This is a genomic window from Bhargavaea beijingensis, from assembly GCF_900101985.1.
Taxonomy (GTDB): domain Bacteria; phylum Bacillota; class Bacilli; order Bacillales_A; family Planococcaceae; genus Bhargavaea; species Bhargavaea beijingensis.
In genome coordinates this window covers 72,486-86,334 of the sequence record NZ_FNAR01000001.1, presented here as the reverse complement: position 1 = coordinate 86,334, position 13,849 = coordinate 72,486, and the positions used below count along the sequence as shown (strand labels likewise).

Here is a 13,849-nt window from a genome sequence, read left to right as displayed (position 1 = left end):
TCAGTAGAATTCGTATAGCCCTTCTGCATAATATCGGTACGTTTCAGGTGAAATGCCTTTTCCGTAAACTTCGAAGAAGAGATCTCGGTCTCCCGGCCAACTGAAGATACCCGGCTTCGGCCGGACAGCCAGCGCAATATCGTAATCCGGGTCCCCCGATGTGCCTCCGCTCCAGTCGATGATGCCCGTAAGCCTGCCGTCTTTCACCATGACGTTGTCGACGGTGCAGTCGCCGTGTATCAAGCACTCCTCCGTGATGACGGGCCGCTTCCTCTTTAACTGCTCCAGCAGCTCAGGAGTCCCGTCTGTCTCATAGCGGCGCAGGTGATCCTCCGCCTCTTCCAACATGCGGTCAATCCAGGGACGGTCCTGCTTAAGAACGGCCGGCACAGGCGTCCGGTGGATCATTCTGAGTGCCTCTGCAAATGTTTTGATGATCTGACGCCGGCCTTCGGGATCAGTCGTCCGTCTTAACGCACTGCGAACCGTCTCCCCTTCAATGAACGTCATCAGCGCCCAGCTGCAGACCGGCTCTTCCAGAAAGGCAATCAGCCGGGGCACCGGCAAACTCGTTCCCGACAGATGATTCAACACCTCAGCCTCTCTCTTGAGCCACTCATCGTACGGCGGCTTCTTCGAGCGCTTCAGCACAAACTTTCCCTCATCCGTTGTCAACAGGGCCACTTCCGACGTCCCGCCCTCCGGCAAACTGTCCACACTGTGGATGGTTCCGGGAACATATCCGGTTATCCACTTGGGGATATCTTCACGGTGGATTGGCATGTTATTCACCTGTGGATGGTGGGACCAGCTGGCTTGTTCAGTTCCACCGTTACCGCTCCGGAACCCTCACTGGTTATCACCCAGTTCGAGGACAGCATGTCGCTTAACTGCTCCAATTCAGACGAAGTGAGTCGGAGATTCCGAATCCCCGTCTCAGTCAGCGCATAATCCCGCTCCTCTTTTTTACCGAACCGCATCCGGAGGAGGTTCTTTAAACCGTTAAACGTCACAAACTTCACTTCATAACCGACAAAAAGAGCCGACCGGAACACCGCCAGATCCTTTCGCGCAGCCTTCACCAGCTCATCATAATCAAACCGCGGTTCGATCTCTTTTAGACGACCAGCGTTTCCTTGCTCGACTAAGGTGACGATTTCTTCATTCGAAACTCCTTTACTGCGGAGCGATTCGACCATATAGGCCTCCATCAAGGATAATTTTGGTTTGATCAATGGGTGTTCCCCCTGTTCATTGTCCAGAAACTCACAAGAACTTATAGAAAATTTTTAGGTATCAAGTTATTGTTTCTATGAACGGTAGATAGTAGTACAAATGCAAGTTATACTTAAATTAACAACAAATTAAGGATGATCCTAATGCTATTTGCGGTTGGAAAGAGATATTCCAAAAAGGATATCTATAATATTTTAGATGTCCCAGTCCACAGACAAAAAGGCACTTGGAATACAGGATATACTACGTACGATAATGATATTTTTATCTTTGCTAATATAGATACTGCCGGAACCACAGGACATGATTATGAAAACGAATTTTTAGAAGACAATAGGTTGATTTGGTACGGAAAAAATAATCACTCTTACAAAACACCGTCAATTCAAGCCATGATTGCCCCGGAAGGAAATATCTACATCTTTACTCGAACGAGCAATAAAGACAAATATACCTTTCAAGGACTAGGCAAGATGAAAAAAATACGGATAACGAAGCCTGTAAGAGTGATTTGGGAATTATATTATTAAATATTACTTAAAAAAGATCTAATTGAATATCCTTTGAAGGTTCTGGCACCTGATTATTGTCAATATATTGCTTGGCCCATTTCGCAATTGGCTCTGCAATTGCTTTAGCCAACAATACTGGAACTGCATTTCCGATTTGCTTATATTGTTTATCAATTCTTGAGTTTAGCGACGCTAAGTTATTGCCTCCATCACTGAAAACAAACCAATCTGGGAACGTTTGTATCCTTGCCACCTCTTTTACAGAAAGCCTTCTGTTGTTTTCTTCGCCATCAGAAAATATCCATTCGTCAGGACCGATTTTCTCCATCGGCATACCCCCTGGGTGAATAGGCGCTTGGCGTCCAGAGGCTTGGATCGTAAAGCTTTGTTCATTCCAGTCTTTCTTTCTATTTCTTGACATAAATATTGTGGAGTATGATCCCTTGTAATAAGGACCCGGATCATTTTCGAGGTCACCTATAGCTTCTCTCAATGTGACATAAGGTTTTAAATGCGCCTGTTCCCCGTGAGTTGGGGCAGGATATTTGTAGTTAAAATCTAAGTCCTTCCTAACACCCACAATAATGACACGTTCACGGATCTGAGGAACTCCATAATCCCTTGCATTAAGGAGTTTAAATTGGACATTGTATCCTGCCGACGAGAAATCTTCAATTATTTGTTTCAGTACTTCCCCTTTACCTAACGTCATTAGACCCTTCACGTTTTCAGCAACAAAAACTTCAGGCTGAGCTTGAATCAAACTTCTAATAAAATGTATATACAAAAAATTGCGTTCGTCATCAATTAAGCGAGGTCCTGCTTCACTAAAACCCGGGCATGGGAATCCACCGAGAATTAAATTACACTTCGGAAAGTACTTAACTTTCCTTATGTCCTTTTCACGTTGTATAACATGGGATGGAAAGTTTTCTTTATATGATTCATTAGCTTCTTTAAAAAGGTCATTAGAGTAAATTGTATGGAATAGACTTCTTTCTCGAACCTGGTCAAAAGAGTCCTTATCTTTAAATGCAGACATCGCCTGTTCTTCCCCAATTACTTCGGCTAAACCTGCAAGTTCAAACCCGAGATCTAAACCTCCGCATCCTGAGAAAAGGCTCAAGACATTTATTTTATCTGTCTTGTAATTTGTTTTTTCAATTACGTCTAGATCATCTTCATTTTCAAATATCAAAGAATTCTCTTCTGCAATTTTCTCCATTAGAACGTTCTGCACGTCCTCTAGAGAAAAGTCAGGTGCAGGTTTATACTTCGCTCTTCCTTTCACCTCTAATTTTATACTCATTGTCTTGTTCTTCCTCCCGTCCATTCATAAATTTATTCTAACAAAAAATGATAATAAAGGCCACTGGTTATTTTTCTAAGCATGTCAATTATAGAACGCTTGTTCTTAACCTTCAATCTTTTCCTCTTTCATAGCCCTATCAATAAACTTAGCCAACTTGCTTATTGTTAGATCAAAGTCTTCTTTTAATTCATGCTCCCAAATTCGAATGATATTCCAACCTCGTTCCTGATAAAAGTCATTCACTTTTTTATCCCTAGTGGTGTTTTTAATATACTTTGCTTGCCAATAATCATTATTTACTTTGGGAATTCTACCGTGCTCGGGACAAAAATGCCAAAAACAGGAGTCTATAAAAATTACAACTTTATATTTTTTAATTGATATGTCAGGGGTCCCGAACAATTTCTTTGTATTTCTTCTAAATCTATATCCTTTATTCCACAGTGCGCTTGCAACTAAATCCTCGAGCTTAGAAACAGATTTTACTGATTTCATAATTTTGCTGCGGGTATCATTATCCATGGAATTCTCCTTTTTACGACGCTTTAATTTTATATAAATTACCCTTCAATTATTTAATGAATCAACTGTTCAAAATAGAAAAAGGAAAGAGCCTAGGTTTACTAGGCTCTTAATATCTCAATTAACTACGTTATAGTTTACTTTATTAATCTTAAAACAATCTGCATTAACCTCGAGTTTTCTTTTCACTAGATCCTTGCTCCACTTATCAATTGCATCGAGCGTGTCTGATGCTCTTATTATCCAAGATAAATCATCACAATATATTAAGTAAAATTCATCTGAAATACTACAGTAATCACACAAGTTAATTCCTGCTTCTAACTCTTCCATATCGTTTTCAGAGAAATAACAACCGCAATTTGAACACCTCAATACAAATTCGCCCCTCTTCTTTGGAGAAACTAATAGATATATCTAAGCGCATTCACAATGAAATTCTTTCTCCTCTATCCCATAAAGAATTAAAATGACTTATATAGCTGTCTGTAAGGTCTTTATCATTAACAAAGTGAAAACTATTAATGTCCGAAAAAGTATTGATAATTTCTTTATCATGATACCTCATTCGATGTTTTTCAGCCCATGCAAATTGAGTAGGGGTGAAATTCGCTGTAGTTATTAAGATTTCATCATCCACAATAATAAATTTATCATGCAAAACAGGGTACCAAAATTTCATTTCAACATTAGGAAAACCTATCAAAGCTTCTTCAGCCTCTGTGCTACGACCTCCCTGTGCTTGGTGGGATTCTCTAGTTTGTTTAATAATTTTTACTTCTAGCCTAGGGTTTTTTCTTGCAATATCCATAATTGCTTTAACAGTGCTTTTTGAATTTCTATCATAGGAATTAATATCACTAAAATGCTGGGAACATATAAACAATCTCCTCTTAGAACTAGCTATGAATTTTATTATTTTATTCTGAACGAAATGATTACTACCTTGATTATTGTATTTAATAAATGGAGCAGTGAAGTAGCAACTTTCATAGTCGTCCCTTAAATTAATAGGAGTTGTAATAAGATGAGAATCTTCATGCTTTGAACGGAATTTTTGATAATTATCTAACTTTATACTGTTTTCACCAAGTAACTCAAAATACTTTTTAAACATTGCTATATCACTATTTCTATCTATAATTAATAAATTTTCACTCTTTTCAGGATCTCCTACAGCCAAATTAGAAGAGGTAGAAATACATTTATAAGTATCATTATGATACCTAACTAATATTGATTTATTATGTAAGGCGTACGAATTATTGCCTCTCGAAGCTTTTTGTTTGCTCCATAAATTTGTATGAGGTACCAAGTAATAGTTTATATTAATGTTTTCTGTAATTATATCCTTTACAATCCACTCTGCATATTGGCGTTTGGATACATCAATACTTTTCGATCCGTCAAAGGCTCTTACCTTCTTGTCGTCATAACCATTTAAAGGTATTGTGTAAATGTTTATTAATGTTCCTAGTTCAGCTAGTCTCTTTAATGCTCTGTAAAGCGATATATTATTAAAGAGAAATAGGGAAATATATATCTCCTTCGCATCATTAAGCTCTTTAATTAAAAGATCAACAAAAGGTGGTGCACTGCCTTTAGGATTTTTTACGAAACTTTCTGAATGAGGAAGATAAAAGTGTGCTTCCAAATTTTTCTCCTGCCTTCCAGCAAAATAGTACGTCAGTCGCAGTATAATAGTATTATACCACAGTTCAAATCCATAAAATAGAATATTTGGATCCCGTGGTGTACTATGTATCTATAATATTCGAGATAAGGAGGAAGTAATTTGTCTGAGTTGCATGGAATTAAAGTTGCTATTGATATCTTCGACATTAAGTGTAGAGATTTAATTAATAATCGTTATCCATACATATATAGAAGCGGTTCACAAGAACTTTTTAGTGAGTGGTTCGAAAAAGGAATTCCATTTGATATTCAACATTTTGGCGCTAACGATCATCCAGATGCAGTAATTGAAGGAGTGGGGTTCGAACTCAAATCCTTGAAAAGTAATGGATCAATTCAGTTTAATAGTACAATCCCATGTGGTCGGTTTAGACGAAAAGACCAGGAAGGCGAGTGCTATTATGCAATTGCCCGTTATAAAATGGATAGAGATTTCGGGAATCTCCAAGAATTCTGTCTGTGTTATGGAGATTATTTTAATTTTGACCATACTTTTGCACACTCTCACCAAAACACACAGGAAATAGGATTTGGTGATTATGGAGACGGGGTTGTTAGACATAGAAAAATGTATTCCTTCCCATCACCTATAAGAACAGTGCCCGGTATATCTCTTATTTTGAATATAGATAATGCTCAAGAGCTCAACCCTAACCTCGTTTTGGAAAATAGTATAATCAGAACTGAAAGAGGCACACAAAACCAACATGTTTTCTATGTGTACCGCCATAAACTCTTGTATAAGTAGATTTATTATTTGGTCTCCTCATAAGTCAGCTTGGAAGTATGACCCCTCTAAATATTACTTAATATTACTTAACCTATTCCTAAGAAAGGCGGTAAGGTGTGAATAAAAAGCTATTTGGGCTTACGCCTGTCCTCCTATCAGCCACGCTTTAGTATGGTTGCATCACCGTTGGCTACGATTAGCAGCCCGATCTGGATGATGAACCTTCGACAAGATAATGATATTTAAATTCCGCGCACCGTCCAGACGGTGCTTTTTTGATGAGTTTGAAGGAATTTCGATCGCCTTGTTGTGGCTAAGATAATCTCTGAAAGGATGAAGATTAACTAACCGCTTTACCGGTTGCCGGCAAGGTAAACAATGTTAACCCATTATAGAAAGATAGAAAGTATTTTTGAGTGCAACGAAATAATGGATAAGTGATTTCTCCTATTTAACTTCTGTGCTTCGCAAGGCATGTATTAAGGATTCCGGAGAGCCCTCCCGCATAATACAGGGGGCGCTGTTCGCTTATTTACTGAGTGGCATCGGAATAAAACCCCTCAAATTCACCCAACCTAATCACATCCCGATGAAAGGAGTGATGGGGTTGAATAAAAAGCTATACGGATTCATGTCTGTCCTGTTGTCTGCAGGCCTTCTGTTCGGTTGCGGCAATGGGGGCGACGAACAGGAGCCGGATCCGACAGAAGAGCCTTCTGAGCAGCAGGAACAAAACGAAGACTGAGGAAAAGCACCGTCCAGGCGGTGCTTTTTTGATGAGTTTAAAGGAATTTCCTCCGCCTTATTGAATGCTAAACCCCAACTGAAAGGCGGATGACGATGAATTCAACTGCTTCACCGATTACCGGCAAGGTCAACAATACATTTATCCATGCCAGTATGAGGAGGTCCATCACCTGACACTTGATTACCACGCCTTTGACCTCGGATTTAACCTGCAGCCGAATATTGGTATCAATGATGCAAACTATTTTATCTAGGACAATGCTTCCCCATTGTGAGAGTGATTGAGACATTAATATAAATCATGATAGAATAATAACTAAAGTGAAAAAATACAAATTTAACCTATCTTATATGGAGGAAGTGTATAATTGGCAAACTTCAATAAGGTTTACAATACCGTTGAGGCAGTTGATAAATCAGATATAAGATTTTGGCGTGAATTAGGAGTTAATATTGATTCAAATAAGGAAAAGACTTCAGTTCAACTCACTTCAATAATAAGAAGCTATTTAAATTCATATTCAATAAAAGAAATTAAAGAAATAGCAGAACTAGGTGAAATAAAAGTTAAAGAAGATGAAAATAAGGAATCACTTATTGACGATCTTTGTAATAAATTATCCGACTCTCAAAAATTACTTATACTTAACCTTCAGGATTACATGAATAGAAAGAAAAAGACAATTAATCAGTATTTCGAATTGCATTCAAATGAAGAAAGCGAAAACTATACAAAGCCAATTAGTAAAATTTATTCATTATATAAGAAGTCACCGTCACATCTTTTTGCAATTAGAACATTAAATATATGGCAAAATCATTCTTCTGGAACTATATATGGCATTGACAAGGAAATGGACAAATCTATTGTTAATAAAGTATCTAATGAATTTACTTTTGAACAAAAACTTAGAGATAAACTATACAAGGCTTCTAGGGAGGAGAATAATTACAAAATTCATTCATATTGCGAAATTGAAGGATTGTACATTATTTTGCTTTATAAAGAAGTGAATGATATTTCAAAAGAGGACTTTAATGAAGCGATCCGTAATAGAGAAATCATAAGAATCTTGTTTTCGATAGACTCGAGCAAGAATTTATTTGAAATTAAAACAAAGGCTAATTTTGAATTAGTCGCTATTAAAGAATATCTTGAAGAAACATTTGAAGCTTCGGCAACCAAAATTAAGGAAGAGCCATTTAATGATGTTAACCATGAAGCAGTTAGAGACAGCATTTTAAAAGGAAAAAATTTCTCCGGGGAACAAGTAGACGACTTTTTAGTAGATAGAATTAAATTTAGAGAAAGTCCATTAGAAAATTCACCAGCTATAGCATTTGCCCTGCAAGATATTGATATTAGCCAGTCCGTTTATGATGCTTATGAAAAGGGAGCAATAAGCATCAGTAGTATTAAAAGTGTGGAGTCTATTTCTTTTCGATCGCATGGAACTAGAAGGACAATATTTTCATCGATCTTAGATAATGGCAATATTATCTTTCAAATGAACGATAGTAGATTAGACGTTGAGAAAAAGAGAATTTTAAAAGAGAAGTTTTTTAGCCGTTTTGGTTTGCCGCTGTATAAACAAATTTCCAATGTAGGTACAATAGATGGTGAAGCTGACTTAGTAGATTATATAATGAACAGTCGGAATGGAAGAAATCTTAATTCAATAGAAATAAAAAAACGTGATGAATTATTTAAGGCTGGATTGTTGAATAAAGTTAAGGTATTAAAAAGATTTTGCTCAAATACTTCATGCACATATGAGGAAATTATTGAGGATGGTGAAGTTATACAAGAAGATTGTCCTGATTGTGATTCTGAGGTAAAAACGATCGATGATCATATTGTAACAATGGACAATGATAAGATTGATAAATATGTAATATGGAAGGTAAAGGAAATTTGCGAGTCTTCTGAGTGGGAATTTAATGGTATTTCCAACAGAAAAGTAGCTGGTTCTACTTTTAAATTTTTAAAGATTGAGAATAAGATGGGTAAGCTTTTTAAAGTGTTAGTTTGTACTGAAACTATTTCAGGTCTAGCCTTCTCAAAACTAAAGAAATTTTTAGATCCTACATTAATTATTACAGTGGGTCAGGGAAGTAAAGCAATAGAACGCTATTCTAGCGGCTGTTTTTCTGCAATAAGTTTCGGAAACTTTTACGAGAGAGATAGCAATAATTTAGTAAGTTTCTTAAATAAAACATTTTACACACTTGAATTAAAAACAAAGAATTACATTTCTGATGCTGCATCTGAATCATATTTAACAGTAAAACACAATATAGAAAATCCAAAAGTACATAATTATACCCCAGCCGATTATGAGGATGATATTTATACTATTTTAAAAGACCTCTTTATTAATGTACAAAAGTGGGGGCATGAATATATTGGTCATGAGCTACCCGAAGGGGTATTTACCTTGGGTTTCGATGAATATGTGGGAAAGAAAATAGAAACTAATAAATTGGCATTTTCCTATGATTGTAAGCTAAATACAGATTTAAAAGGATACAATTTTAGTGTGGGTGAAAAGGATAAAGCAATACGTTACATTAGATCATTAAGTGAAACAATAGAGTTGTCTGACTTTACAAATAGCAAACATTTAGATGGGCATATTTTTATAAGCAACATATTCAAACAAAAAAATGCAACCAATACTTATGAAGACATTAGAGCTTCAATTAGCAAATATTATGATACAGAAATTGTATTCTTAACTAATGATGCCTTATTGTATCTTCATGAAGAGTACAGAAAAAACTATGAACTTATCGAAAATGTTAAAGACCTATTTTTTAATTTGATAAATAAAGTTTTATTGGCATCGAAAGGTGCATTAATAGAAAAAAAACATATGGAGTTTATCATTAGTAAGACTTTAAAAAATGCTAATAAAAAACTAATTGACTTTACAGAAGTTACAAGTGAGTTAACCCATAATATAGATAGTTTGTTTGAGTTTAAAGCAACGAAATAATGGATATCGATGTTTCTTCTTTTTAGCAATGTCCTGAGGATTCGCTATTGTTAATAGCTCCTGTCGAATGCAACATACGGCGCTCTCCCACATGATACAAGGGGGCGCTGTTCGCTTATTTAGTGAGTGGTTGCATACACATCGTAAAAATATACCTCGATTTTCCTCCATTTCCCTAAATCCCACAAGCTAATCCCATCCTTTAGAAAGGAGTGATGGGGTTAAATAAGAAACTTTTCGGATTCATGTCTGTCCTGTTGTCAGCAGGCCTTCTGTTCGGTTGCGGCACCGGAGGCGATGAGCAGGAACCGGATCCGACAGAGGAGCCTTCCGAGCAACAGGAACAAATGTAACCGTCAAGTAGAAAAGTGCCATTTTCGAAAATTAGGATGTTACCACTTTCGCAAATTAGGATGGAGCCATTGTATCCGAAAACAACGTCTTGCGATGCTTCATTCGGAGGCTGTCATCGTGCTCACTGAATGAGATGACCTCACTGCGGTGAAGCAGGCGGTCAAGGATGGCGGCGGTGAGTGTCTGGTCGCCCAGAAAGCGTCCCCATTCATTCGGCCCCTTATTCGACGTAAGGATAAAAGCCGTGTGGTCATAGCGCTCATAGATGAACTGGAAGAACAGGTTGGCTTCCTTGGGGTCGATTGACATATACATGACGTCATCGATGATGACGAGCTCTGAGTCGATAATCCGCTTGTATCTCGTCCGGGACTTGCTCGCATATTCACGGGTCTTGAGGATATGTACGAGCTCAGCCATCGAGACGAAGGCTACCTGGCGGCCGTCTTCGATCGCATGGATGCCCAGGCCGACCGCAAGATGGGTCTTGCCGGCCCCGGGTGGACCCATGAGGATGAGCGTGAAGTGGTTGTCAATCCATGTCAGCTCCTTCAGGAGCTTGAACTGCCGTTCCCCGATTGCGCTCTGTTCGCCGAGATCATACTCCGCAAGCGTCCGGTGATACGGGAAATTGGCCCACTTCATGAATCGCTCGATATTCTTCTTTTCACGGGCCCCCAGCTCGTGAGAAAGGACTTGGTGAATGAACTCATGGTAGGTCCAATTTTCCGATTCCGCGCTCCGCAGAAGCTCTGGCAGCTCCTTTGCTGTTTCTGCGAGACGGAGCGACTTGCACTTTTCCTGTAGATCAGTTGCCGGACTGGTTATGGCCATTCCCTCCCAATACGCTTGCGTAGTAATCTACTGTCCTCTCGGCTGCCCGGAGGTGCTCGTAGGTAGAAACCCATTCTTCGGCCTTTCCGTTCTTTTTCTCCTTTGAGTCCCTTGCCAGGGAAGAGGCGATATCACGGAAATCATTTGCGCTTACCAAGTTCAATAGCCTGGCCTTCTCAAGTGCCTCGTCCACATAAGGCAAGTATGCGCGGATGGCGTCTTCCATCCGTTCGAACTGAGCTGAAAGATAACGCGGATACTTCTTCCTTAACTCATCGAGATACCAGCCGATCAGTTCCTTGTCCGCAAAGGCTTCTGTAATTTTTGCGGCGAGAATCGTACTCCTGGAGACATCTCGTTTCCGATGATTCTCATCACTGACAACGAGCCCTTTTTCTTCAGGGATCCGGTGTATGGCGATTGGTGGCGCCTCCGGCTTTAACCGGATCAGGAGGGTTCCCGCCTTCTCTTCGACGTAGGCGACATTCTTTCCATCGCTCCGAAAGTGCCGGCAGGCACCGAATACCGGTTGCCTGAGAAGCGGATGACATTGTCCTTATGGATGGTCCTTGTTATACTGGTATCAGTTAGGTTCCCAAGCGGGAACTCAGAAGGGATCTTCCGTAAGTGCGGCTTTTCGAGGGCGTGCACTTCGGCGGGTCTCTTTTTTGTATTGTGGTGGACATTATGGTTTCCCGTGCGTGCCAGCCAGCGGAGTGTCGATTCGTTCCAGGCTGCCAAATCCTCAAATAGCCGGTTCTTGGCGAAGTTGTTCTTCACGTACTTCACGGCCTGCTCGACCCTTCCCTTGGACTCCGGGTCGCTCCGCCGACACAGATGCACAATGAAGCTACAGTGTTCCCGGTATCTGGCGAACTCCGATGTCAGGATCAGGTCGCCCGCATTCTCACTGACCGCTAGGATGGCATCCTGGTCGTAGACCATCTCTTCCGGCATTCCGCCAAAATAATGGAAGGCATTCTCGTGGGCCCGGATCATATCGACTGTCCTGAATGGCCGGTCCAACCACTCCGCGTATTTAAAGCGGGAGTGGGAAAGGATGAAGACGATGCAATACAGCTTTCTTTCCTTTCCGTCCACCGTAAGCACCTTCAACTGTCCGAAATCCACTTGGGCCTGATGGCCCGGCTGAAACTCGGGCACCGCTGCGTAGACCCGTTGGTTCTTCACCTTCGGAATCCCATAACGCTCCCTTATATCCTTCACGTAGCTTCGGACCGTTGCCTGGGTAACGCCTTTCAGCTCCATCCGCTCAATCAGCCAATCGTGGACCTGGGCGCCGGTAAGATCCGGATGTTCCCGAAGCCATCCGAGAATGTGCTCCCGATAAGGATCCAACTTCTTTGGCCGCGTCTCGAGCGAATGGATATACTCGATGAACTGCTTTGAAGACATGCCCAGGTAGGAGCTAACCGTATTCCTTCCGACTCTCAGCTTTTTAGAAATCTGTCTTTGGGAAAATCCCTTTCCCTCCAAGTCTTTCATCTTGTAATACAGTTCCATTTTCTTCACTTCCAATCCCCGCCTTCCGTCTACTGATCCCAGTATACAGAAGGTGTTTTTCTGGTTGGAAAGTGGCTCTATTCTATTTTTCGAAATTGGTCACTTTCAGTTTATCGTTTACAACAAAACGAAGACTGAGACAAAGCACCGTCACAGGCGGTGCTTTTTTGATTGTATTTTAAAGGAATTTCGTCCGCCTTATTGAATGCTAAGATTAACCCTCACTGAAAGGTGGATGAAAATGAATTCAACCGCTTCACCGATTGCCGGAAAAGTGAACAATGTGTTTATTCATGTCAGTGACCTCAAGAAGTCCGCAGCATGGTACAGCCGCTTGCTTGGACTTCCGTTTGATGAACGTGATGTGGAGTCACCTGTTTATAATATCCCCGTGACCTCGAAAGCCGGGCTGACGCTGGATGACCATACGTTTGACCCTGGCTTCACCCTCAAGCCCTCTGATCATGCGTTGTTTAACTTTTATGCTGAGGATATCGATGAGGCTTACCGGTTCATTCAGGAGAATGACATTCCTATTGCAAGAGAGATCGAGCGGATCGGCGATTTTGCCTATTTTAATTTCCGGGACCCGGACGGCAATGTACTGATGATCTGCAATGATTAATAAGAGTGCCCCCTTCGCAGCCCAAGCTGCAGAGGGGGCATTATTTACTAAAATGAACATCGCCCTCCAGCAGCAATGGAGGGCGATGTTCGCTGTTTACTGATACGTGATGTTCCTGAGTTCCTCTTCGCCGAAGCTGTTTTCCCGCCGGAGATTAAAGTCCCCGGCCTGTTCTTCGCGGGCGGAATGGACCGGGGCCCCCTCATCAATCATGTTAAGGACTGCTTCTTTGTCGTCGGGCTGGTTCAACTTGCCGTTTGGATGCCTTACCATACGATCCCTCCTCACTTGTGTTGAGACAGAGAGACTTAGAGACAGAGAGACTTAGAGACAGACAACCTTTCCTGCTATCATTATACGAAAATTCTGCCCATTTAGAAAGGACATTGCTCAAAAGTTTGCCTTTTCAGCTGAAGGGAAGAATACGTGCTGAAGGTGCATGAAAAAACGGACCGGTGCATCCGGTCCGCGGGGTCATGCGTCCTTATGGGTACGGCAGTATTCGAGGACTTCTTTTTCCTCGTCCTCTTCAAGCGCGAAGCCCATCGCCTTGCCGGTTGCGGCTTCGATGAAGTCATAATTCGCGATCCATTCGCGTCCGTCCTGTACGGCGAAAAGGACGCGGAGCTTCACGCCGCCTTCCGTGTACAGCTCGTCCTCTTCATCAAGGTTGAGATCCAGGAAGAACTCATAGCGGTCCCCTTCGATGATTCCGGTCGGGTCATTCAGCAGTTCGACCGTGTGGCCCGTGATTTCCAT

The 13,849-nt window shown here is 40.8% G+C and carries 16 protein-coding genes; 6 read left to right on the top strand and 10 right to left on the bottom strand.

The genetic code is table 11. The annotated features are described in order from the left end of the window. Nucleotides 1–783, bottom strand: coding sequence for a phosphotransferase family protein (locus BLT01_RS00455; protein ID WP_092092949.1), 783 nt, complete (start codon nucleotides 781–783; stop codon nucleotides 1–3). Between the two features lie 5 nt (nucleotides 784–788). Beyond that, complete coding sequence (locus tag BLT01_RS00450; protein ID WP_092092945.1) at nucleotides 789–1,235, bottom strand: hypothetical protein; 447 nt, start codon at nucleotides 1,233–1,235, stop codon at nucleotides 789–791. Between the two features lie 144 nt (nucleotides 1,236–1,379). On the opposite strand from BLT01_RS00450, the gene BLT01_RS00445 reads away from it, so the two are divergent. Further along, complete coding sequence (locus BLT01_RS00445) at nucleotides 1,380–1,766, top strand: DUF3427 domain-containing protein (RefSeq protein WP_176764978.1); 387 nt, start codon at nucleotides 1,380–1,382, stop codon at nucleotides 1,764–1,766. Nucleotides 1,767–1,773: 7 nt separating this feature from the next. Here BLT01_RS00445 and BLT01_RS00440 read toward each other — a convergent pair whose 3' ends face one another. The 3 genes from BLT01_RS00440 to BLT01_RS00430 form a co-directional block, all read right to left on the bottom strand. Further along, nucleotides 1,774–3,057, bottom strand: a complete 1,284-nt coding sequence (locus tag BLT01_RS00440) for a DNA cytosine methyltransferase (protein ID WP_092092935.1) — start codon at nucleotides 3,055–3,057, stop codon at nucleotides 1,774–1,776. Nucleotides 3,058–3,162: 105 nt separating this feature from the next. Continuing rightward, the gene (locus tag BLT01_RS00435; protein WP_092092930.1) at nucleotides 3,163–3,582 is read right to left on the bottom strand and encodes a very short patch repair endonuclease; all 420 of its coding nucleotides are present in this window, start codon (nucleotides 3,580–3,582) and stop codon (nucleotides 3,163–3,165) included. Between the two features lie 427 nt (nucleotides 3,583–4,009). Next, nucleotides 4,010–5,236, bottom strand: coding sequence for a phospholipase D-like domain-containing protein (locus tag BLT01_RS00430; protein WP_092092926.1), 1,227 nt, complete (start codon nucleotides 5,234–5,236; stop codon nucleotides 4,010–4,012). Nucleotides 5,237–5,377: 141 nt separating this feature from the next. Between BLT01_RS00430 and BLT01_RS00425 the strand changes: the two genes are divergently transcribed. The 4 genes from BLT01_RS00425 to BLT01_RS15115 all read left to right on the top strand — a co-directional run bounded on the left by BLT01_RS00425 (nucleotide 5,378) and on the right by BLT01_RS15115 (nucleotide 10,106). Continuing rightward, complete coding sequence (locus BLT01_RS00425; RefSeq protein WP_092092921.1) at nucleotides 5,378–6,025, top strand: hypothetical protein; 648 nt, start codon at nucleotides 5,378–5,380, stop codon at nucleotides 6,023–6,025. A gap of 589 nt (nucleotides 6,026–6,614) precedes the next feature. Further along, the gene (locus tag BLT01_RS15120) at nucleotides 6,615–6,752 is read left to right on the top strand and encodes a lipoprotein (protein ID WP_176764967.1); all 138 of its coding nucleotides are present in this window, start codon (nucleotides 6,615–6,617) and stop codon (nucleotides 6,750–6,752) included. 370 nt (nucleotides 6,753–7,122) lie between these two features. Beyond that, nucleotides 7,123–9,753, top strand: coding sequence for a hypothetical protein (locus BLT01_RS00420; protein ID WP_092092916.1), 2,631 nt, complete (start codon nucleotides 7,123–7,125; stop codon nucleotides 9,751–9,753). Between the two features lie 215 nt (nucleotides 9,754–9,968). After that, nucleotides 9,969–10,106, top strand: a complete 138-nt coding sequence (locus tag BLT01_RS15115) for a lipoprotein (protein ID WP_176764977.1) — start codon at nucleotides 9,969–9,971, stop codon at nucleotides 10,104–10,106. 55 nt (nucleotides 10,107–10,161) lie between these two features. Here BLT01_RS15115 and istB read toward each other — a convergent pair whose 3' ends face one another. From istB to istA, 3 genes are all read right to left on the bottom strand, one after another. Continuing rightward, the gene (istB, locus tag BLT01_RS00415; protein ID WP_092093897.1) at nucleotides 10,162–10,941 is read right to left on the bottom strand and encodes an IS21-like element helper ATPase IstB; all 780 of its coding nucleotides are present in this window, start codon (nucleotides 10,939–10,941) and stop codon (nucleotides 10,162–10,164) included. Beyond that, nucleotides 10,916–11,104 (bottom strand): hypothetical protein, encoded by a 189-nt coding sequence (locus tag BLT01_RS15355; RefSeq protein WP_245696826.1) that lies wholly within the window; start codon nucleotides 11,102–11,104, stop codon nucleotides 10,916–10,918. The genes istB and BLT01_RS15355 overlap by 26 nt, the downstream gene beginning before the upstream one ends. A 284-nt stretch (nucleotides 11,105–11,388) precedes the next feature. Further along, nucleotides 11,389–12,465 (bottom strand): IS21 family transposase, encoded by a 1,077-nt coding sequence (gene istA, locus BLT01_RS00410; protein WP_245696837.1) that lies wholly within the window; start codon nucleotides 12,463–12,465, stop codon nucleotides 11,389–11,391. Between the two features lie 241 nt (nucleotides 12,466–12,706). Between istA and BLT01_RS00405 the strand changes: the two genes are divergently transcribed. Next, nucleotides 12,707–13,090, top strand: a complete 384-nt coding sequence (locus BLT01_RS00405) for a VOC family protein (protein WP_092092911.1) — start codon at nucleotides 12,707–12,709, stop codon at nucleotides 13,088–13,090. A gap of 96 nt (nucleotides 13,091–13,186) precedes the next feature. Here the strand turns inward: BLT01_RS00405 and BLT01_RS15110 are convergent, their stop codons facing one another. Next, the gene (locus BLT01_RS15110) at nucleotides 13,187–13,363 is read right to left on the bottom strand and encodes a hypothetical protein (RefSeq protein ID WP_176764976.1); all 177 of its coding nucleotides are present in this window, start codon (nucleotides 13,361–13,363) and stop codon (nucleotides 13,187–13,189) included. A gap of 201 nt (nucleotides 13,364–13,564) precedes the next feature. Continuing rightward, nucleotides 13,565–13,849, bottom strand: a complete 285-nt coding sequence (locus BLT01_RS00400; protein WP_092092906.1) for a DUF6509 family protein — start codon at nucleotides 13,847–13,849, stop codon at nucleotides 13,565–13,567.

Coding starts and splice junctions, on each gene's coding strand:
- BLT01_RS00455 (WP_092092949.1), bottom strand. CDS start 783: ATGCCAATCCACCGTGAAGATATCCCCAAGTGGATAACCGGATATGTT.
- BLT01_RS00445 (WP_176764978.1), top strand. CDS start 1,380: ATGCTATTTGCGGTTGGAAAGAGATATTCCAAAAAGGATATCTATAAT.
- BLT01_RS00440 (WP_092092935.1), bottom strand. CDS start 3,057: ATGAGTATAAAATTAGAGGTGAAAGGAAGAGCGAAGTATAAACCTGCA.
- BLT01_RS00435 (WP_092092930.1), bottom strand. CDS start 3,582: ATGGATAATGATACCCGCAGCAAAATTATGAAATCAGTAAAATCTGTT.
- BLT01_RS15115 (WP_176764977.1), top strand. CDS start 9,969: ATGGGGTTAAATAAGAAACTTTTCGGATTCATGTCTGTCCTGTTGTCA.
- istB (WP_092093897.1), bottom strand. CDS start 10,941: ATGGCCATAACCAGTCCGGCAACTGATCTACAGGAAAAGTGCAAGTCG.
- istA (WP_245696837.1), bottom strand. CDS start 12,465: ATGGAACTGTATTACAAGATGAAAGACTTGGAGGGAAAGGGATTTTCC.
- BLT01_RS00405 (WP_092092911.1), top strand. CDS start 12,707: ATGAATTCAACCGCTTCACCGATTGCCGGAAAAGTGAACAATGTGTTT.
- BLT01_RS15110 (WP_176764976.1), bottom strand. CDS start 13,363: ATGGTAAGGCATCCAAACGGCAAGTTGAACCAGCCCGACGACAAAGAA.
- BLT01_RS00400 (WP_092092906.1), bottom strand. CDS start 13,849: ATGGAAATCACGGGCCACACGGTCGAACTGCTGAATGACCCGACCGGA.